This is a genomic window from Saccharothrix stipae, assembly GCF_054781895.1.
Genome location: NZ_BAAGTN010000003.1, coordinates 326,230 through 346,046, shown reverse-complemented (window position 1 = coordinate 346,046; position 19,817 = coordinate 326,230). Strand labels below are relative to the sequence as shown.

The window sequence follows — 19,817 nt, the reverse complement described above, 5'->3', positions numbered from 1 at the left end:
GAGCATTCAAGCACAGCGGACGTGGTCGGTGATGGGCTTTCCAGGTGACGAGACGACCGTCGTGGACCTACTCCGCGTAGAGCCGGCGCTCACGTGCGCATTCCACGCGGGGAGGCAGAAGTGCATGCCTACCAGCAGTTCATCGCTGGAAGGAACGATCCAGTCCGTCCGAACCGGCAGGCTCGGCGAGCACGTCCGCCACGGAGAGGCCCGTCTCCTGGCTGACGGCGTACCGCTCGGCCGACGAGAGCCGCCGGGACAGCGTCTCCTGGGTCTGCTGGAGCCAAGCCCGCTCCTGCGCGGGCACCGGCACTCCCAGCTCCTCCCGGATCGTGGTGGCCAGCCACAGCAAGCGGTACGCGTGCACCGGTCGATCGACGTGCGCCGCCGCCAGTGCCTCCAGCACGCTCGCCTGCCGCCACCGGTCCCCCACCTCGTGGTGCACCCGCAGCCCGGCCCGCAGCGCGGGCACCGCGTCACCGCCCTCCCGCAACGCGATCAGGCCCAGGATGTTGTGCGTCCAGGCGATCCCCTCGCGGAAGTCCAGCTCGACGAAGTGGCTCAACGCCTGTCCCGCCAACACCCGCGCCCGCGTCAGGTCGCCCGAGTACAGCGACACCGCCGCCAGGTGCACCCGCGTGGACGACACGTTCTCGGCATCACCCAACGCCCCGTAGTCACGCAACGCCCTCTCCAGCAGGGGTTTCGCCCCCACGAGATCACCGGCGAGCCACGAAGCGAACCCGGTCATCTGGACGACGTCCGTGCGCCCCGACTCGTCGTCCGCCGACTCGTAGGTCGCCAGAGCCTCGGCGTACCAGGCCATGGCCGCGCGATACTCACCGCGCTCGCACGCGATCGAGCCCAACAACCGCCGGCACTGCGCCATCCCCTGCCGATCCGCCAACTCGCCGTGGGCGGACAGGGCACGACGAGCGAAGTCGGCCGCCACACCGTAAGAACCCTCGAAGTAGCTCAGGAACGCCACCGACGACAACGCCCGGGCCCGCTCCCCCGCCGGCGCGTCCGGACACCGCCGAAGCGCCTCCAGCAACGAACTCCGCCCCTCCCGGTACCGCCCGCGCAACCGGCGGTACCGGGCCAGCGCCAGAGCCATCCGCAGCTCACCCGGCGTACCGGCGAGGTGCCCCGACGCGGCCCGCAGGTTGTCGTCGTCGACCGTGAGGCGGTCCAGCCACACGGCGGAATCCGGTCCGCGCGACTGCCGGTCGGCCTCGACCGCCAGGGTCAGGTAGTGGTCGGCGTGCCTGCGCCGGGTCTCGGCTTCCTCGGAAGCCTCCCCCGCCAGCCTTTCCCAGGCGTGATGACGGATCGTCGCCGGCAACCGGTACCGCGCGCGACCACGCCGCCGGTCCACCATCACCAGCGACTTGGCCACCAGGTCGGACAGCACGTCGACCGCACGCCCGGCCGTCTCCGGCCACACCGCCTCCACCGCGGCCCGGTCGAACCCGCCCGCGAACACGGCCAGCCTCCGGAACCGTGACCGGCCCGCCGGATCGAGCAGGTCGTAGCTCCACGCCAACGTGTCGTCCAACGCCCGGTGGTGCGGCCGGTCCGGGTGCCGGTGCGCCCGCAGCAGCGCCGGATCCCGGAGCCGATCGGCGATCTCGCGCACGGTGAGCACCGCCGTCCGGGCCGCGGCCAGCTCCAGCGCCAGCGGCAGCCCGTCCAACCCGAGGCAGATCGCGGCCAACGCGGGCGCGTCGGCGTCGGTCAGCTCCCGCACGGCGGGCAACGCAGCCCGGTCCAGGAACAACCGTACCGCGTCGAAGTCACGCGCCTCGGCCAACGTCACCGCGGCACGGGTCGGCACCGGCAGCGGCGCCACCGGCCACACCACCTCACCGACCACCGCCAGCGACTCCCGGCTGGTGGCAAGCACGCGCAACCGCGGGCAGGACCGCAACAGCCCTTCGACCAACCCGGCGCACGCGTCCACCAAGTGCTCGCAGTTGTCCAGCACCAGCAGCAGTTCCCGGTCACGCAGCCGCTCCGCCAGCACAGTCACGTCGGGGTCGCCCCGCACGCCCAACGCGTCACAGACCGCCCGCGGCACCAGCCCCGGTTCCGACACCGCCGTGAGGTCGACGAAACCGTGGGCGACCGAGGCGGCGACCGCGATCGCCAACCGGGTCTTGCCGCAGCCACCGACACCGGTGAGCGTCACCAGCCGGCGCTCGGCGACCAGGCTGGTCAGCTCCGCCACGTCCTTGTCCCGGCCGATCAGACTGGTCAACGGCGCGGGAACGGACGCGGGAACGAGGGCGTGGCGCGTCCGCTCCCACGGCGTCCGCGGTTCCCGACCCGCCAGGATGGCGGCTTCGAGCCGGCGCAACGCCGGTCCCGGCTCCACCCCCAGCTCGGTCAGCAGGGTGGTGCGCGCCCGGTGGTACGCGGCCAGCGCGTCGGCCTGCCGTCCGCCCCGGTACAGGGCCAACATCAGCAGCTCCCACAGCCGTTCCCGCAACGGGTACCGCGAGACCAGCGGCTCCAGCTCGACGGCCACCCTGGCGTGCCCGCCCAACGCGAGTTCGGCACCGCACAGCTCCTCCACGGCGTACTGCCGGGCCTCGCGCAGCCGCGCCACCTCGGCCCGCGCCCACTCACCCACCGCACAGCCTGCGAGCACGTCACCCCGCCACAGGTCCAACGCGGCGCGCAACGCCTGGGCCGCCTCCTCCGCGGACGACGCCGTGCGGCCCGACCGGAGCAACGTGTCGAAGCGGTGCACGTCGACGTGCTCGACCGGAACGTCGAGCAGGTAGCCCGGTGACCGGGTGCCGATCAACGACCCCAGCCCCGCGGTGCCCAGCGCCCGGCGCAGGTGGGCGACGTGCGCGTTGAGCGTCTTGACTGCCGAACCGGGTGGCTGCTCGTCCCACAGCGCGTCGATCAGCGCCGAACGGGACACCACGTGCCGGGCGCGCAGCGCCAGCAGGCCGAGCAGGGTCCGTTGCCGCGGCTTGCCCAGCGCCACCGGACCGCCCGGCCCGATGACCTCCACCGGGCCGAGCAGTCGGATGTCGAGCGTGTCGGGGAACATGTCCGCGGGCGCCCCCTCCGAGGTCCTCGGGAGGAGGAGGCCGCACGCCCGCGGCTGATACCGCCGATGCCGAACTCCTCAGCGGGTCCGCTCGCAGCCGACGAGCCGGGCACCCTGCGGACCGGGGTCGCAGAGGTCGGACTCGACGGCGCCGGACGGTCCGGTGCCGCCGTCCAGGAGGTCGAAGCCGGAACCACCGTGCAGGCGGTCGACCCCGGCGTACCCGAGCAGCAGGTCGTCGCCGCCGCCGCCGACGAGGTCGTTCGCCGCGCTGTTGCCACCGAGGAAGTCCGCGGCCGAGCCGCCGGCGATGTTCTCCACGTCGGTGGCGATCGTGTCGCCCTCGCCGGTCTGCCCGTCGTCCTCGGCCTGGCCGTCGGCGTCGGCGTTCACGGTCACGAGGTGGTCGGCGTAGCTGACCGTGTCCACGCCGGGGCCGCCGGCCATCCGGTCGGCGCCCGTGCCGCCCAGCAGCAGGTCGTTCCCCGGTCCGCCGTCGAGGAAGTCGGCGCCGGGCCCGCCCTTGAGGGTGTCGTCTCCCGACCCGGCCCACAGCACGTCATCGCCGCCACCACCCGTCACCAGCGCCGACATCGGGTCCCGCACCAGCAGCCGGTCGTCCAGGTCACCCAGGTCCAGCCGGACAGAGGTCACCCCGGAGAGGTCGCAGGTGACCTTGTCCGGGAAGTACTCATCGGGGCTGGGCACGCACCCCGGCCCCTGGGCGTCGAGCGGGCCGATGTCGACGACGTCCATGTGGGTGGCGTTCGACCGCCAGGTCTCCACGTCGTTGGCGACCCCGTCGGACGCCCTGAACTCCAGGACCGAGCCGACCACCTGGAGCGACCCCACCGCCGGGTCGCCCTCCTCGGCCGTCACCACGGGCGCCGGTGCGACGCACAGCACGGCAACCACCGCCGCGTTCACCATCGTGCGCATGATCTCTCCTGTCTCTTCACGTGTGCGCTCTTGGTATCCGGGGACGGTTGCCGTCGGGTTGCCGAGGACCCGCGAAGGCCCTCGGCAACCGGGTTCCTACTCGCAGGGGTGGTTGTTGAACGCGCTCGGGAAGGCGTGGATCCAGTCGCAGAAGTTGTTCGACCGGGCCGGGGTCACCCTGGTGGCCCAGTTGCCGTGGTAGGCGAGGACCCCGATCACCCGCCGGTCACCGCTGTTGTACTTGTAGACCGGCGACCCGCTCTGGCCGTTCTGGGCGTCGACGGTGGTCTTGATCTGCCTGGCCAGCACGAGCTGCGCCGTGCCGTCGCCGCCGTACTGGTAGTTGTCGCACTGGCCGTCGGCCGAGGGCGAGGCGGCGCACTGGTAGGACGAGCCCGGGTAGCCGGCGGTCCAGTGGTCACCCGTGTGCCCGCTGGAGCGCCACCCCAGCCAGCCGAGGTTCGCGGTGGAGTTGAGGTCCTGGAGCACGATCATCGCGTAGTCGTAGGCCGGGTCGGCCCAGTCGTACCACCCGCTCACGCTGAAGTACCAGTGGCTGTTCTTGAGGCCGTTCGGGAAGACGCCGATCCCGTCCTGGCCGGGCGCCACCTTGCGGTTGGGGTACCAGCCCGCGCCCGCCCCGCCGCCGCCCTGGTGGATGCAGTGACCGGCGGTGAGGAGGTGCCGCGGTCCGATCAGCGAACCCGAGCAGTTCGAGGTGCTCGCACCGGGGGCCAGGATCGAGCTGATCGTCCGCCACGGGTAGCCCGTGGTCACCGGGCGCAGCACCCGGTTGTCGGGGCCGACGATCGTCCGGGTGCCGAACCCGCCGTCGGCGGTGCTCGTGGTCCCCGGCTTCGGCTCGCCCTCCGGGTCCTGGTCGGGTGGCGTCGGGTTGTGCGGGCGGACCTCCTGCGGGCCGGTCGGTGACAGCGCGGTCTGCCGGTAGAGCCGGCCGTCCGGGGAGATCGCGACGCCGAGCTCCCAGGTCGTCGGCCGGGTGGTGTCGAGCCGTCTGGCGTCGTCGTCGGTGAGCGCGGCGACCTTCGGCTGGGCGCTGGGGTCGGTGTACTTGGCCAGCCCGACGCAACGCCAGTCGCCGCGCCGGTCCAACTCGGTCGCCGGGCGGTCCGCACACGGGTCCTCCGCCTTGGCCGCCGACGCCGTCACGACCGGGGCCAGTGCCGCGAGCAGCAGCACCCCGATCGCCAGGGCCGGCAGGTGTTCCCTTCTCATCGTGTCCCACCTCTCTGGCCCGGTGGTCCGGGCCGTGGGACACAGCAGAGGACCGCGTGGTTGCCGCGGGGTTGGCGGAAGGCTGCCGTCGGGTTGCCGCGGCCTGGGCCACCAGGGCTGTCGACAGCCCCGCGAACCAGCGGTTCCGGTTGCGGCCGGTCACCATCCGGGCGGGCTCGGCGGCCGGCACCCTGATCGGAGCACCCTGAAGGGACGCTGAAGTCGGCTGAACCGGATTTCAGGGACGTCGCCGCGTGGCTGGGGCATAGTCTTCGCCACGCGGCCGCAGGCGGCGGCACGCCGGGACACCACGTCACAGCCAGCCGGGGAGCGCACCGTCCGGCGCACCGGCTACCGACTGGTCAACCACGACGGGAGTGCGAAGTGATGTGGCGCCGTCCTCGACACCATTCGTTGCGGCTGTCGGTCACGATCGCGGTCACCGCGGGGATAGCCGCCCCGGTTGTCGTGGTCGCGGCCTTCGCCGCGGTGTTCGTGCGGGACGAGGCGATGTGGCCCGACACCGTGGCGCTGAGTTCCCGCCTCCTGTGCAGCCCGGTCACCGAGGCGACGCAACGGGATCTCGGCTTCGACCGCACCGAGGCGGTCCAGGCAGGCAGACCCCACTACTGCGTCGAACGCGTCGAGCGGGTCGACACCCCGCTGACGGCGGAGGAGTCGACGGGCCGGGTCGCATCCGCCACAACGCCGCACGAGATCGCGCTGACCCCGCAGTTGTCGTTGTGGCCGTGGACCGATCCGCAGCGGGTCACCTACCGGCTCATCACCGATGACGAGCGGATCCTGGCCGGATTCGACGCCGAACGCCTGCTGTCGCCCGAGCAGCGGGTCCGGTTGTCGAACGCCCAGCAGGCCCTCAACGAGCAGATCGTGCTGCTGGCCTACGGCGCGGTGCTGTTGATCGCTCTTTTCGGCGGAATCGTGTGGATCGCCACCGGGCGGGTGCTGCGGCCGGTGGAGGCGATCCGGCAGGAGGTCGCCGACATCACCGAACACGACCTCACCCGCCGGGTTGCGGTGCCGCGCACCTACCGGGAGATCGCGGTCCTGGCGACCACGCTCAACACCACCCTCGACCGGTTGGAGACCGCGGTGGTGCAGAACCGGCGGTTCGTCGCCGATGCCTCGCACGAGCTGCGCAGCCCGATCACCGCGTTGCGGGCGGAGCTGGAGATCGCCACCGCCCACCCCGACCTCGCCGACTGGCCGGCCGTGGTCGACGCCGCGCTGGCCGACACCGACCGCCTGCAACACCTGGCCACCGACCTGCTCCTGCTCTCCCGCCTCGACGACAACCCGGCCGTCGGGGTCGACCACGACACCGTCGATCTCACCGCCCTGGTCCGCGAGGAGTTCGAGCACCGCCGCACCCGGCACGCCCTCACCATCGACGCGACCGACGATCCGGTGCCCGTGCGCGGTAGCCGGGCACTGCTGCGCCGACTGCTGGGCAACCTGCTCGACAACGCCGAACGCCACGCCACCACCGCCGTCACCGTCCGGCTCACCACCGCCGGCGACCACGCGGTGCTGGACGTCCTCGACGACGGCCCCGGCATCCCGCGCGAACACCGCGAACGCGTATTCGACCGCTTCGCCCGCCTCGACGACGCCCGCACCCGCGACACCGGCGGCACCGGACTCGGCCTGCCCATCGCCCGCCGCATCGCCACCACCCACGGCGGCAGCCTCCACGTCACCGACCACCCCACCGGCGGCGCACGCCTCACCGCCACCCTTCCCCTGCGGTGAGCAGTCCCCCGCCGGGTGCGCCACGACAGGATCTGGCGGTAGCTCGCGCGATGCACTGAGTAGCCTGGTCGTGAGAAGCACCCGGCACGTCGCGGGCCCCGGTAACGCCTGACCGCACGGAAGTGACCTTGTACGCATGGTGCACGTTGGGGTGGCGATCGGCTGTTCGCGTTACGACGACCCGCGGGTCGCGGATCTGAAGTACGCCCACGAGGACGCCGCGCGGTTCGCGGGCACCCTCACGTCCGTCGCCGGAGTCGCGCACCGCGACATGCTGGTGTTGCACGACGGCGTGGGCAGTCCAGTCCACGTGCGCTCCCGACCCGCTCCAACGTGCTGCGCACCCTGGCTTCGCTGGCGACCCGCCCGGAACCGATCGACACCCTGCACTTCTTCTTCAGCGGTCACGGCTACCACTCGTGGGCTGACGGGTCCGACTACCTGATGGTGGTGGACTCGATCGCCGAGGCGATGGAGGAGACGTCGCTGCGGTTCGAACTGCTGCTCAGGCTCATCAAGGAGAGCGGCGCGCGGCACACCGTGCTCTACCTGGACGCGTGCCGCTCCTCGATCGCCGGCGGCAAGGCCGCGGAGTCGACGTTGGCGCACGTCGAGGACCTGTGCCCGCCCGGGATGGTGTCGTTCTGCTCATGTGCGCCGGGTGCGGTGTCCTACGAGGCGGACGAACTGGGCGGCGGGGTGTTCACCGCCGCCCTCACCGAGGGCCTGAGCGAGGCCGGGCGCTGCGTGACCGTGCAGGACCTGGACGACTACCTGCGGGTCGCCGTGCCGAACCTGAGCCACCGCACGGGCAAGCCCGTCCAGCACGCGCACACGCGTGTCGAGCCGCTACCGGTGCGGGACCTGGAGATCGTCGAGCCCTGGATCCGCGATTCGTGGCGGTTGGAGACCACGTTCGGCGCGGAGCTCCGCCCCCGACGCCCGCAGGCGCCCGCCGTCGCCGACGACCCGCTGGTCGCGGTGGACTTCGGCACCAGCTACTCGGCGATCGCGTTCACCGACGAGAGCGGCGAGGTGCGGCTGGTCAAGGGAGGTGACCACCGGGTACTGGTGCCGTCGGTCGTGTCGTTCACACCGGACCTGGACTACCGGGTGGGCACGGGCGCGATCGAGATGGAGTCCTACGCCGTCGACCGGACCGTCCGGCACGTCAAGCGGCACCTCGGGACCGGGAAGCTCGTCCCCGTCGGCGACCGCAGCGTCGCACCGGAGGCGGTGGCGTCACTGGTGATCGGCAGTCTCAAGGCGTCGGCGGAGGAAGCGCTGGGTGTGCCGGTTCGGCGGTGCATCGCGAGCTACCCCGCCAACTTCGGGATCCGGCAGACCAACGCGCTGCTGCGCGCGTTCCAGCTCGCCGGGATCCGGGTGGACCGCATGGTCGGCGAGCCCAACATCGCCACCACCCTGCTCTACGCCGCCAGGCCGGACCTGCGGGAGGCGCTGGTCCTGGTGGTTGACCTGGGCGGCGGCACGTTCGACGTGGCTGTGGCGCAGCTGGGCGACGGGGTCGCCGAGATCAAGTCGGTGGCCGGCAGCAACGAGCTGGGCGGTCTGGACTACGACGAGGCGATCCTCGGTCACGTCCGCCGCGAGCTGGTCTTGCGGCACAGCGGCCTGATCCTCGGTGAGCAGGTGGTGTCCGAGCTGCGGCGCGAGGCCGAACGGGCGAAACGCGCCCTCACGACCCACGACAAGGCCCGCGTGGTCCTGCGCGACCTGGAAACCGACGACGGTCTCCAGGACGTCGAGGTCGTCGTGACCCGCGACGCCGTGCGCCTCGCGGTCTCCTACCTGGACGATCAGGTCACGAGGGTTGTGCGGTCAGCGCTCGACGGCGCCGAGGTCCCGCCTGCGGACGTGGACGCCGTGCTGCTCAGCGGGCAGGGCGCGAAGATCTTCACCGTCGCGGAGAGGATCCGGGTGCTGGCCCCGCGCGCGGAGGTCGTGGACCAGTTCCAGGAGCTGGCCGTGGTGCGCGGCCTCGCCACCTACGCGAACGTGCTGACCGGCCGTGCCACGGACCTCCTGCTGCTCGACGTGACACAGCGGGGCATCGGCTTCCGCGCCCGGCTGACCGACGACGGCTCGGCGTTCCACAAGTCGGCCGACGCGCCCGACCACACGGAAACCATCACGCAGCGGCTCACGTTCTTCCCGAGCCTCCGGTCGGAGACCTACGTGTTCACCGGGGCCGGTGAACACGTGGAGATCAGCGTTGTGGAGACAGCCGAGGTACCCGACGACGACCTGGAGATCGGCGTCGTCCGGTTCACCTCGCCCGGTGCGGAGGTCGTCCTGGAGTTGTTCATCGACTTCGACGCGAACAGCATGGCCATCCTCGGCGTGCACGACCGCACCAACAGCGTGTGGCGCTCGTTCCAGCTCAACCAGCTCTACCGCGATGGCTCCAGCACGCCTCGCGCAGCGGACGTCGACCTCGTCCTCCCCACGATGAAGCTGCAGCACGACGGTGTGACGACCGACGACCATGTTCTGCGGCCGACGGACACCGACGTGCACGGGACACGTGCCGCCCTGCTCGTGGAGCAGAACGACGTCCGCATCGCGAAGGGCGGGCTGGCCATCCGGTCCGGACGCCCCGACACCGCGATGCGGTTGTTCTACCAGGTCATGGTCTACGGCATCGACGAGGCGCACGAAGCCCGAGACCTCACGATCGGGGTGTGCAAGGCGTTGGCGCTGTCGCCCGAACGCCACCGCGCGCCGGTCGTCGCCGACCTGGTGAAAGCGCTCGTGGCGTTCTGGCGACAGCGTCCGATCGACCGCCACAGCATCGGCGAGCAGATCGAAGCCATCCGTCGACTGGGCGACTTCCCGCAGGTGCGCGACCTGGAGGCGTTGCCGACCTGATGCGGCCCGGTGAGCGCATGGGTATGCCCCACTTGGACCGATCACCCCGGCCAAGGTTGCGTGATGCAGCACTGCACCCCCGTCCGCCGTCCGGCCGCACACGCGCCAACCCGGCCCTCGGCATTCCACGACCCGCTTAAGATGCCGGAATGGCGGAGGGCGGGTTCGTCGAAGTACGCGGGGCCAACCGGGCCAACAACGTGGTCCTGCACCTCTTCGCCGTGGCGTTGATGCTCACCGGACCGATCGTCCACGCGGCCAACGACGGCGGCACCGTCGGCATCGTGCTCACCGCGGTCCTGCTGCCGTTCGGCATCGCCGTGTGGCGCGGTGTCGCGCGCGCCAAGCGGCGGCTGCTGCGCCTGGACGAGGTGGGTCTGCCCGCGACCGCCGTGGTCCTGTCCGTGGAGCCGATCAGCGAGGACGCCACGGTCCGCGTCCGGCTCCTGATCAAGGGCCCGGACGTGCCCGAGTTCGTGATCGAGCACGACACCAGGTACGACTCCAGCCTGAAGCGGGGGAACAAGCTCGCCGCCACGGTCGACCCCGACGACCACCACGACTTCGAACTGGACTACTAGTAGGACTTCGCCAGGTGCTGTCGAGCTGGGGTCTTGTTGGACTGCTCGTGGCCTGGACAGGTTGTCGGCAGGTGTGGCAGCGGCCTGTCCAGACCGCGAGCAAGTGTTGCAGGTGGCGCAGGACGGCGTAGAGCGTCAGTCCTGCGCAGGCGCTTTGGGGTGCGGCGCGGTTTCGTGCAGACGGCCTGGGCGACCGAGGCCAGCGTGGCGTGGCGGTGCCGGCCGAGCCAGGAGCGGCCCTCGAAGTGGTCGTCCTTGAGTTCGCGGTAGTCGTGCTCGATGCGCCACCCCATCGCATCGAGACGTCGGAGGGTGGATCGCCCGAGTGAGTCCGGTGTCGCTGTTAGGTTGACGTCATGGCGATCTTGGGGACGTTCGAGGACGACGGCTACCGGCCGGAGTCCGGCACGCTCATCGTGCGTGATGACGGTCCGTACGAGCGGCGGGGCCCGTTCGGCCAGAACAATCCGAAGGTGCAGCCGTGCGGCACGATCGTGCGCACCGGCGACGGCTGGTTGGAGGGCTCGGCGGGTCCTGGCCCGGACGTGGTGCGTCTGGAGGTGCACGACTCGGCGCCGGAGGACGACACCGCCGATTGGGCGGATGTCGTGGAGATCCCGTATCGGAGCCCGTCCGGCAAGGTGGGTCTCGGCTACGTGACCGGCGGGTTCAGTGGGGCCACCTTCGCGCTCTCCGGTGCGGGTGCCTATCGCGTGCGGGTGACCCGGCGACGTATCGCCGAGGGTGCGCGGGCTGATCGCTGGCTGCTTCGCTTCTGGCCCGCCGAACCGGCCCCACCACGGTGGTGGAAACGGCGCGAAACCGCCGTGCCGCCCGCCGAACCCGGGTGGGACAACCTGTTCAGCACCGAGTTCACAGCGCTGCTCCGGGCCGTGGAGGACACGCAGAAGGAGCCAGGGGGTGCGACGATCGAGTCGCTGCGGCAGTGGTTCGTCCGGCGCAAGCAGGGGCACTGGCTGGACTGGTCGGTGCGGGACCGGGTCCCGGTCCTGCTGCACCCATCGGATTTCGCCAGGCAACTCGGCATTCGGGAGCCGGACACGCTGATCGATACGCTGGACGTGTTCGTCGCCGTCGGGGCACTGGTCGAGGATGGCGGCAGCTACCGGAAGCCGGCCGTGGCACCGAATCCGGAGGACGTGATCGACATGTCCGAAACGCACCGGGATCGGATCGTCAGGCAGCGCGACCACGACCGGTTCCGCGACTACGCCACGGACCTGGTGTCCGTCGCCTTGTGGAACGGCTCGACACAAACACTTGGCGGGCTCGCCGACCGCACACTCGTTCCCGAGGTCGACGTCCGCGCCACTCTCGAGTGGGCCGAGCGTCAGAACCTCCTGCACGTCGCGGGTTCCCTCGACGCAACGTTCACCATGACGCTGTAACCACGCATCGAGGAAGATCGTTGTGCGCTGGTCAGGTGGTCTCCGGTGAGTCGGGCGGCGAGACTGCGGATGTGGCTGGTCGATTCGGGTGGATGGTGTGGCGCAACGGTTTGTCAGTGGGCAGCACCGCCTTCTGCGACGTCCCTGTCGCTGATGGCGTTCTGGGGCGCGGGGCGGTGGTCGGTGTCGCGGTCGGGGTCCTCGTTCCATGCCTTGATCCAGTCGCGGATGTCGTTCTCCAGGACGCGCGGGGATTTGTGCGGCGCGGCGTAGTGGTCTGCCGGTGAGCAGACCGAACCACCGCTCGACCTGTTCAGACGCAGGACCCTACCTGTGGATTTCCCGCTACGCCGGTGACCGGATCGGCGGGCCGCTCGACCGGCCAGGCGGGCTTCTCCGTCGCTCGGCGGCGGTTGGGCCGGCGTCAGATGCCACGTGCCATGGCGATCATCCTTTGAGGTCCAGACCGGCGTTCGTTCCTCCGTCAACCAGGATGTCGGTTTCGGTCAGGTACCCGGGTGCGCCGGTGTCGAACGGCCCCGGCGAGACGGATACCTTCGGGAACAGGTCCGGGAAACTCGGGCGAGAACGCCATCGCCACCCGAAAGGCCTCGGCTGTCCGGGTGGCGTCGACGCGCCGGTCAGGCCGCGATCGGGCCGAAGATCCAGTTCCCCTTGGCGTCCTCCTCCGGGCTGCGGAAGAACTGCTCGTTGGCGGCGTGCAGTTCGTCGCGGTCGAGCCACCCGTTGCCGTTCAGGTCGAGCTGGTCGAACGCGGCGCTCCCCGCCTCCTCGGACAGGCGGAAGGCGCTGGCCGCCATGCGCACGTACTCGGTCCTGGTGATCCGGCCGTCGCCGTCGACGTCCATCAGGTCGTAGAAGGCGTCGGCGACCGGTGCGATGTGGGTCCGGTACCCCTCGTCGGACGTGGTGACGAACCGGTCCATGCCCGAGGAGTACTCGTCGACGTCGACGCGATCGTCCCCGTCGGTGTCCATCGGGAGCGTGACCGCCTCCCACAGCCTGTTGTAGCGCTCCCGGACGAGTTCGCTCTCGGACGAGCCCGGCGCGTACCCGAACGCGGTGACGAGGCGGTCGGCCGAAGCCGTGTAGTCCATCCTGTCAATGGTGCCGTCGTCATCCACGTCCAGCAGGGCGAAGAGGTGTGCGATTTTCCGCCGGAGCAGTTCGTTGAGCATCGGGAGCGGCCCTTTCTTCGAGGGGCGTTACGCTGACGACGTGAACGCTACTCGGCGATGCGACCGGACCAAGGTTGCTTGATGGCCAACCACGTGGTAGATGGGGCGAACGGGTTTGTGGCTTCCCATCTCATCGGTGCGCTCGTGGCGCGCGGTGACACCGTGGTCGCTTTGGCGCGCGCCAGCGGGGAAGTCGTCAGGAGAAAGGTATCCGATGCCCTGGCCACGCTGCACCTGAACCCCGCCTTGGCGGAGGAAGTCCAGGTCAGGGCGTTCTCACTGGCAGAACCCGGGCTGGGGATCCCGGCGTCGGAGGTGTTCGTCGAACCGTGCACGTATTGGCACAGCGCCGCTCTCATCACGTTCTTCCCGCGTCGTGAGGCCGAGTTGCACTCCGTCAACGTGGTCGGCTCGGCCAACACGGCGGCCGCGTTCGCCAGGCACGCGAAACCCGGTTCCCGGTACGTCCACGTCAGCACGGCCTACCAACACGGGACCACTCAGGGTAGAGCACCCGAGCAATGGCCTGAATATAGTCATCCGTCTGAGTTCAGAAATGACTACGAGCACTCCAAAAGGGCGGCGGAAGTCGCACTTTCGCAGACCGGATTAGCACAGAAGGGTGACGTGCTGGTCACTCGGCTGGGTGTCATGGTCGGCCACTCCGAAACCGGTCGGGCGTTGACCGACCTCGGCATGTACGACTTCCTGCGGGTCATCGCGCTGTTCGCGAGGCGCACCCCCGGTGAACGCGTCCGCTTCGTCTGCCACCCGAGGGCGGCGCTGCACCTGACACCGGTCGACGGCACCGTGGACCGGATGCTGGCGCTGGCGAGCGGTCCGCTGGACCGGCCGGTGCGGCACCTCGTGCCCTCGGTCGCGGTGCCGGTGACCGACCTGTTCTCCGCGATCTCCGCGCACCTGCCCGTCGAGCTGGTCGCCGTCACCGCCGACGACGTCGCGGCCGAGCCGTTCAGCAGGTTCGAGGCGATCGTCAACATGCGGTGCAAGTTCACCTCCCCTTACCTGCGCTACGAGTACGAGTTCGAGTCCAGCGCGGACGCCGAGCCGCCACCGGTCACACCTCGGGTCCTCGACCTCCTCATCTCCTGGTACGTCCGCGAGGGACTCCCCGCATGACGGACTTCGTCTCCCGCTTCCGCGCGCACCCACGCGCCGACCGCACGGTCACCTACCTCGCCGACGGGCGTCCGGCGGCGGAACTGACCCACCTCGAACTCGACCGGAGGGCCAGGGCCGTGGCGTCCTGGCTGACCGGGTCCGGAATGGCGGGCCGACCGGTGCTGCTGCTCTACCCGGCCGGGCTGGACTTCCTCGTTGCGTTCCTCGGCTGCCTCTACGCGCGTGCCGTGGCGGTGCCCGCGCCGCTGCCCCTGTCGGGGTCCTCGCGGGTCGACCGGGTGGACCGCCTGGTCGAGGACTCGGGTGCGCGCCTGGTGCTCACCGACGAGGCGCACGTGGCCGTGCTGGGTGGTCTGTCGGCGCGGGCCTTCGACGAGACCGACGACCCCGACTCCTGGGAGCCGCCGGAGGTGGGTGCCGACACCGTCGCCTACCTCCAGTACACCTCCGGGTCGACCAGCCGTCCGCGTGGTGTCGAGGTCACCCACGGCGGCCTGACGCACAACCTGGAGCTGTTCGGGAAGATCAGCGGCGACGTGCCCGTCCGGCGGATCGGTGGTTGGCTGCCGCACCACCACGACATGGGACTTGTCGGACTCCAGTTGCAGGCCCTGCACGCGGAAGCCGACCTGGTCCTGCTCTCGCCGGAGGCGGTGGTCGCCCGTCCGATCCGCTGGCTGCGCGCGATCAGCGACCACCGGGTGGACTGGACCGTGGCCCCGGACTTCGGCTACGCGTGGGCGACCCGCCGGATCGGTGATGAGGCACTTGACGGACTCGACCTGTCGTGCCTGACGATGGCGGTCAGCGGAGCCGAGCCGATCCGCATCGCCACACTGGACGCGTTCGCCGACAGGTTCGCGTCCGTCGGGTTCCGGCGCACCGCGCTGAACCCCGGGTACGGGCTCGCGGAGTCCACTTTGGTCGTCACCTGCACGTCGCGTGGTCGCGGACCGACCGTCCGCTCGTTCACCCCGGCGTCGTTGGCGGCCGGCGAGGTCGTGCTCACGTCGGACGACGGTGGTGTGCCGCTGGTCGGGTGCGGCGAGCCGGGTGGCATGGAGGTGCGCATCGTCGACGCCGCGGGCGTCGAGGTGGGCGACGGCACCACCGGCGAGATCCGGGTCGCCGGTCCCAGCCTGGCGGCGGGCTACCACGGCGATCCCGCCGCGACGAGCGCCACGTTCGTCACCGGCCTGGACGGTCGGTGGCTGCGGACCGGTGACCTGGGCTTCCTCCTCGACGGCCAGCTGTACGTGACCGGGCGGCTCAAGGAACTCATCATCGTCCGCGGCCGGAACCTGTATCCGCACGACATCGAGCACGCGGCGCGGGAGGCGCACCCGGACGCGGGCAGGGGCGCGGCCTTCGGCGTGCGGGATGCGGATTCGGTGGAACACGTCGTGCTGGTGCAGGAGATGCGCCGCGCCTCGCGGGGAGACCCCGGCCGGTTCGCCGATGCCGTGCTCGACGCCGTGACCAAGCAGTTCGGCGTGTTCGTGAGCGTCGTGGTCGTCCGGTCGAACTCGATCCGCCACACCACGAGCGGCAAGGTTCGCCGGGGGCACATGCGTGAGCTGTTCCTCGACGGTGGGCTATCGGCGCTGCACAGCGCGCTGTCCCCTGCGGTCGCCACCGTCGTCGCCCCCTCGGAGGAAAACCATGTCTGACGAGTTGTTGCGAGCGTGGCTCGTCGACGCCGTGGCCGGATACCTGGGCCTGCCGCCGGCGCAGGTCGGCACCGACGTGGCACTGCGTTCGCTCGGCTTCGACTCCGTGCACGCCATGGGGCTGTGCGTCGACGTCGAAGAACGCTGGGGGATCCTCGTCGAACCCACGCTGGCGTGGGACTTCCCCACGATCGACGCGATCGTGACGCACCTCGGGGGCCAGATCGACCGGACGTGAGCCGTAGTCGGTCAAGTGGGTGAATCGACGTCGACTTGCCCTGTTCCCCGGTACCACTGCGGCCACTCGGTTACGTTGGCCGACAAGCCGAAATGGGGGGCTGACATGAACGCGGACGGGTTTTCCGTCGAGGTGGACGAACTGCGGCAGGTGGCCACCGACAAGCTGCCGATGGCCATCACCGACCTGGAGGTAACCGGCGGCTACGTGGGCGGCACGCTCCCGACGTCGCTCAGCGCCTTCGCATCCGGCACGGGCGGGACGGACGTGCTGAACGGTGTGGCGACGGCCTGGGTGGAGGTCTTCGACCAGGTCTTCCGCGACATCAAGGACAACCGCGACAACCTCGACCTCGCCCGGCAGGCCGTGCTGGAGATCGTGGAGCGCTACCGCTACGCCGACGGGCAGGTGTGACGTGGGCAGGCTCATCCCGGCCAACGCGACGTGGAACGACCGCGTGATGATCTTCGCCGGGTACTTCGCCGAGATCACGACCACGGCCACGTGGGGCGCGGTCACGCCGTTGACCCACCGCGTGCACGACGGCTTCCTGCCGTTCACCGCCGGTGAGGACGAGGCGGCCGACTTGATGCGCCAGTCGTTCGAGGACGCCTCCGTGCAGGTCGGATCGCACGCCCCGCAGTCGCTGGGCAGCGCCGCGACCGACATCGCCGACTGGCACGGCTCAGCCGCGGACAACTTCGAGGCCTACCTCAACAACATGCACGCCGCCGTCCTGCGGCAGGGTGAGGCGCTGGAAGCCGTCGCCATCGTGATGAAGGGCTACCACGCGCTGCTCCTCGCCGTGCGATCGGACCTGCTCGACCTCGTGCAGCAGGCCGACGGAGGTCTCGCCGCCGCGGAGGCGGACGAGGAGATGCAGGGCTGGAAGGTCGGCAGCGCGGTGGTCAGCGTGTTGTCGAGCACCCTGGGCGGCGCCGTTGGCGGCGGCGGTCTCTTGGGCGCCGCCCTCGGCTTCCTGTCCGGCATCGGCAGCGTGATCATCGAACTCGCTGACGGCGGCGAGAGCGAGATCGACGTCATGCAACGCCTCGCGGACGGGCTGGAAGGCCTACGCAGCCTCTACGAGGAACAACTCGCGGGGCTCGAACAGGGTTTGCGGAACATCCTCGACGAGTTGCTGAACAAACCGCACCTCCCGGACGTCAACCCCGAGCCGCCCACCATCGCGACCCGGGCGAACTTCGACCCGCGCGAGTTCAACCTCGGTCCCGCGCAGGACGAGGAGATCAACGAGAAGGTCGACACCGGCCCTCTCGTACCGGACGACGGCACCGGCAAGGCGGGCGCGGGCGTGGGCAAGGGCCGATGACGGACTTCGACCCGGAGACGATCAACGCCAGGGCGGCAGCGCTGCAAGAGGCCACCGGCGAGCGCCTGAGCCGCATGAAGCGCCGCAACGAAGCCCTGCTGCAAGCCCAGTCGCGGATGAAGAGCACCACCGCCACGGCGACATCGCCGGACAACGCCGTGCAGGCCACCGTCGACTCCGGCGGCATGCTCATCGACCTTCGCATTTCCCCGACCGCCAGAGGCGACATCGCCCGACTCGTGCTCGACACCGCGCAACGGGCAGCCGCGCAGATCCGCTCCGAAACCCACCGCCTGCACGAGCAGCTGCGTGTGGAGGGGGTACTCCGCGACATCCCGCTCCTGCCGCCCCCACCGCCTGCGCCCCCACCGCCTGCGCCCCCGCCGACGCCTTCCGGCTCGGCACCGCCCCGTCCCGCGTCGTCCCGACCCGCACCGTCCCGCCCCAAGCCGGCGAGCCGGGACGATGACGACGACGAACCGCGGGCCGTGCTGCGTGACGAGAGCTGGTAGCGATCAACCGCCGTCCAGCGTCCACGGGTGAAGCCCTGCCCGACGTACGTCGCGTGACGATCACCCGACTCGCCACGACAGGGAACGTGGCGGTGAGCCTGTCCTCGGTCGTGGAGTACTCCAGGCTCGGGCATGCTGTACCACCATGGGCAGGTTGACCTATGGCCTGAACGTCTCGGTGGACGGCTACACCGTCGACGCGAACGGCGACCTCGGCTGGAGCACGCCGGACGACGAACTGCACCAGTACTGGAACGACCGCACCGGGCAGGTCGCGCTGTCGCTGTACGGGCGCAAGCTGTACGAGCTGATGTCGGGCCACTGGCCGACCGCCGGCCAGGCACCCGACGTGCCCCCGGTGCAGGCCGAGTACGCCCGGCTGTGGCTCGCGATGCCGAAGGTGGTCTTCTCCCGGACCCTGGAATCGGTCGACTGGAACTCCAGGTTGGAACGGGGTGACGTGGTCGAGGTCGCCAGGCGGCTCAAGGCCGAGACCGACGGCCTGATGGAGGTGGGCGGTGCCACGCTCGCCGCGCCCCTGGTCCGGGCCGGCCTGGTGGACGAGTTCCACGTGGTCGTCACGCCGGTCGCGATCGGCGGCGGCACACCGTTCTTCCCGCCACTGGACGCATGGCTGAAGCTGGAACTGGTGGAGAACCGCACCTTCGCATCGGGCGCGGTCCTCCTGCGCTACAAGTCCGTCTGCGGTTAGCGGACTCCGCCTCGGTCGCCGCCGTCGAGTCGGCGGTCACCCACCAGGGTGGTCGCGGCTTGTTGTTGGTCGGACCGGACCGTGATGGCCCCGGCGTTCCGCATCAGGGTGGCGAGGGTGTCGGCGGCGTCGAACGCCTCGCCGGGTGCCGCCGCGCCCGGGCCGCGGTGGCGTCCGTCGAGGAGTCGGACGGCGCCTTCCACGACGATCGGCGCGGTGACGGCGTAGATGTCGCGCCCGGTCGCACTGATCCGCCGGGTGTCCGTGCCCTGACGCACGACGACGTCCACGACGAACCGCTGTGCCGATCGCCCCTGCTCGTCGGTCGAGGTCGGCACCGGTGTGGCGGCGTCGTGGAGGTCGTCGAGCGGGGCGGTGTTGAGGTACGAGCGGAGCTCGCCCACGTCGAGGTGGCGGTCGATCGTGATCACCTCGGAGAACGGCAGCCGCACGACCGACTGGTCGCCGAGCGGTGACGGGTAGGACCAGGTCCCGGACGGTGCGGGGCTGTCCAGCGCGGTCAGTGCGCCGCCGCGGATCACCAGGCGGGTCGCGGTGTTGCGCGCGCCGGTGATCCGGGTGCCGGCGGTCGGCCACCAGCGGTCCAGGCCGATCGCGACGTCGACCTCGTCGGCTCGCGAGCCACCGTCGAGCGCGGCCGTGACCAGCAGGTCGGCGAGACCGCCGTAGAAGGCCATGGCGGGGACGACGGCGACGCCCGCGGCACGCGCCGGCGCGTCGAGGTCGCGGTAGAGGGCCTGCACGACCGGCTGCTCGGCGGTGACGTCGAGGTAATGGGCGCCGACCTCGACCGCGGCGCGGGCGAGAGGGAGAGCCGTGTCGAGGAACGGACCGGCGCAGTTGATGACCGCGCCGGTCCCGACCACCGCACGTCGGAGCAGGTCGGGATCGTCGATGCCCACCACCCGGCGGTCCAGCGCCGCGTGTCGCGGCGGGACGGCGGCCAGGCGCTCGGCACTGCGGCCGGCCAGCACGGGAACCAACCCGCGCCGCAGCAGCTCGTCGACGACGAAGCGCCCCGTGTGACCGGTGGCGCCGTAGACAAGGACTCGATCGGTCGCGTTCACGAGATCATCGTCGGACGTGACACCG

The 19,817-nt window shown here is 70.7% G+C and carries 16 protein-coding genes and 1 pseudogene; 11 read left to right on the top strand and 6 right to left on the bottom strand.

The genetic code is table 11. From position 1 onward, the window contains the following. Positions 1 to 139: 139 nt before the first annotated feature. From ACYVLT_RS08295 to ACYVLT_RS08285, 3 genes are all read right to left on the bottom strand, one after another. A complete protein-coding gene (locus ACYVLT_RS08295) occupies positions 140 to 3,067 on the bottom strand; it encodes a BTAD domain-containing putative transcriptional regulator (protein WP_461119531.1) in 2,928 nt (975 codons plus the stop codon). Positions 3,068 to 3,145: 78 nt separating this feature from the next. Next, positions 3,146 to 4,006 (bottom strand): calcium-binding protein, encoded by an 861-nt coding sequence (locus ACYVLT_RS08290; protein ID WP_461119530.1) that lies wholly within the window; start codon positions 4,004 to 4,006, stop codon positions 3,146 to 3,148. A gap of 96 nt (positions 4,007 to 4,102) precedes the next feature. Further along, entirely contained in the window at positions 4,103 to 5,242 is a 1,140-nt protein-coding gene (locus ACYVLT_RS08285) for a trypsin-like serine peptidase (protein WP_461119529.1), read from the bottom strand. Between the two features lie 414 nt (positions 5,243 to 5,656). Here ACYVLT_RS08285 and ACYVLT_RS08280 point away from each other — a divergent pair, with 414 nt between their 5' ends. From ACYVLT_RS08280 to ACYVLT_RS08270, 3 genes are all read left to right on the top strand, one after another. After that, positions 5,657 to 7,015, top strand: coding sequence for a sensor histidine kinase (locus ACYVLT_RS08280; RefSeq protein ID WP_461119528.1), 1,359 nt, complete (start codon positions 5,657 to 5,659; stop codon positions 7,013 to 7,015). Between the two features lie 162 nt (positions 7,016 to 7,177). Beyond that, positions 7,178 to 9,907 carry an Hsp70 family protein gene (locus tag ACYVLT_RS08275; RefSeq protein ID WP_461119573.1) on the top strand — a complete coding sequence of 910 codons (2,730 nt, stop codon included), beginning with the start codon at positions 7,178 to 7,180 and terminating at the stop codon, positions 9,905 to 9,907. Between the two features lie 149 nt (positions 9,908 to 10,056). Next, complete coding sequence (locus ACYVLT_RS08270) at positions 10,057 to 10,488, top strand: hypothetical protein (RefSeq protein ID WP_461119527.1); 432 nt, start codon at positions 10,057 to 10,059, stop codon at positions 10,486 to 10,488. Positions 10,489 to 10,640: 152 nt separating this feature from the next. Here the strand turns inward: ACYVLT_RS08270 and ACYVLT_RS08265 are convergent. Then, a pseudogene (locus tag ACYVLT_RS08265) lies at positions 10,641 to 10,778 on the bottom strand (IS701 family transposase); the annotation flags it as partial. 66 nt (positions 10,779 to 10,844) lie between these two features. On the opposite strand from ACYVLT_RS08265, the gene ACYVLT_RS08260 reads away from it, so the two are divergent. Beyond that, on the top strand, positions 10,845 to 11,897 hold the full coding sequence (locus ACYVLT_RS08260) for a DUF6042 family protein (RefSeq protein WP_461119526.1): 1,053 nt from the start codon (positions 10,845 to 10,847) through the stop codon (positions 11,895 to 11,897). Positions 11,898 to 12,538: 641 nt separating this feature from the next. On the opposite strand, the gene ACYVLT_RS08255 is transcribed toward ACYVLT_RS08260, so the two are convergent. After that, positions 12,539 to 13,015 (bottom strand): EF-hand domain-containing protein, encoded by a 477-nt coding sequence (locus ACYVLT_RS08255; protein ID WP_360459265.1) that lies wholly within the window; start codon positions 13,013 to 13,015, stop codon positions 12,539 to 12,541. Between the two features lie 162 nt (positions 13,016 to 13,177). Here ACYVLT_RS08255 and ACYVLT_RS08250 point away from each other — a divergent pair, with 162 nt between their 5' ends. The 7 genes from ACYVLT_RS08250 (at position 13,178) to ACYVLT_RS08220 (ending at position 18,704) form a co-directional block, all read left to right on the top strand. Continuing rightward, positions 13,178 to 14,236, top strand: coding sequence for an SDR family oxidoreductase (locus tag ACYVLT_RS08250; RefSeq protein ID WP_461119525.1), 1,059 nt, complete (start codon positions 13,178 to 13,180; stop codon positions 14,234 to 14,236). After that, positions 14,233 to 15,909, top strand: a complete 1,677-nt coding sequence (locus tag ACYVLT_RS08245; protein ID WP_461119524.1) for a fatty acyl-AMP ligase — start codon at positions 14,233 to 14,235, stop codon at positions 15,907 to 15,909. The genes ACYVLT_RS08250 and ACYVLT_RS08245 overlap by 4 nt, the downstream gene beginning before the upstream one ends. Further along, a complete protein-coding gene (locus ACYVLT_RS08240) occupies positions 15,902 to 16,147 on the top strand; it encodes an acyl carrier protein (RefSeq protein ID WP_461119523.1) in 246 nt (81 codons plus the stop codon). Before ACYVLT_RS08245 ends, ACYVLT_RS08240 begins: the two co-directional genes overlap by 8 nt. 105 nt (positions 16,148 to 16,252) lie before the next feature. Next, positions 16,253 to 16,561, top strand: coding sequence for a hypothetical protein (locus tag ACYVLT_RS08235; RefSeq protein ID WP_461119522.1), 309 nt, complete (start codon positions 16,253 to 16,255; stop codon positions 16,559 to 16,561). 1 nt (position 16,562) lies between these two features. After that, the gene (locus ACYVLT_RS08230; protein WP_461119521.1) at positions 16,563 to 17,480 is read left to right on the top strand and encodes a hypothetical protein; all 918 of its coding nucleotides are present in this window, start codon (positions 16,563 to 16,565) and stop codon (positions 17,478 to 17,480) included. Beyond that, positions 17,477 to 17,992 (top strand): YbaB/EbfC family nucleoid-associated protein, encoded by a 516-nt coding sequence (locus ACYVLT_RS08225; protein WP_461119520.1) that lies wholly within the window; start codon positions 17,477 to 17,479, stop codon positions 17,990 to 17,992. Before ACYVLT_RS08230 ends, ACYVLT_RS08225 begins: the two co-directional genes overlap by 4 nt. A 145-nt stretch (positions 17,993 to 18,137) precedes the next feature. Beyond that, a complete protein-coding gene (locus ACYVLT_RS08220) occupies positions 18,138 to 18,704 on the top strand; it encodes a dihydrofolate reductase family protein (protein ID WP_461119519.1) in 567 nt (188 codons plus the stop codon). Here the strand turns inward: ACYVLT_RS08220 and ACYVLT_RS08215 are convergent. Beyond that, the gene (locus tag ACYVLT_RS08215) at positions 18,701 to 19,792 is read right to left on the bottom strand and encodes a saccharopine dehydrogenase family protein (RefSeq protein WP_461119518.1); all 1,092 of its coding nucleotides are present in this window, start codon (positions 19,790 to 19,792) and stop codon (positions 18,701 to 18,703) included. The two genes, ACYVLT_RS08220 and ACYVLT_RS08215, sit on opposite strands and share 4 nt — an antisense overlap. Positions 19,793 to 19,817: the final 25 nt, after the last annotated feature.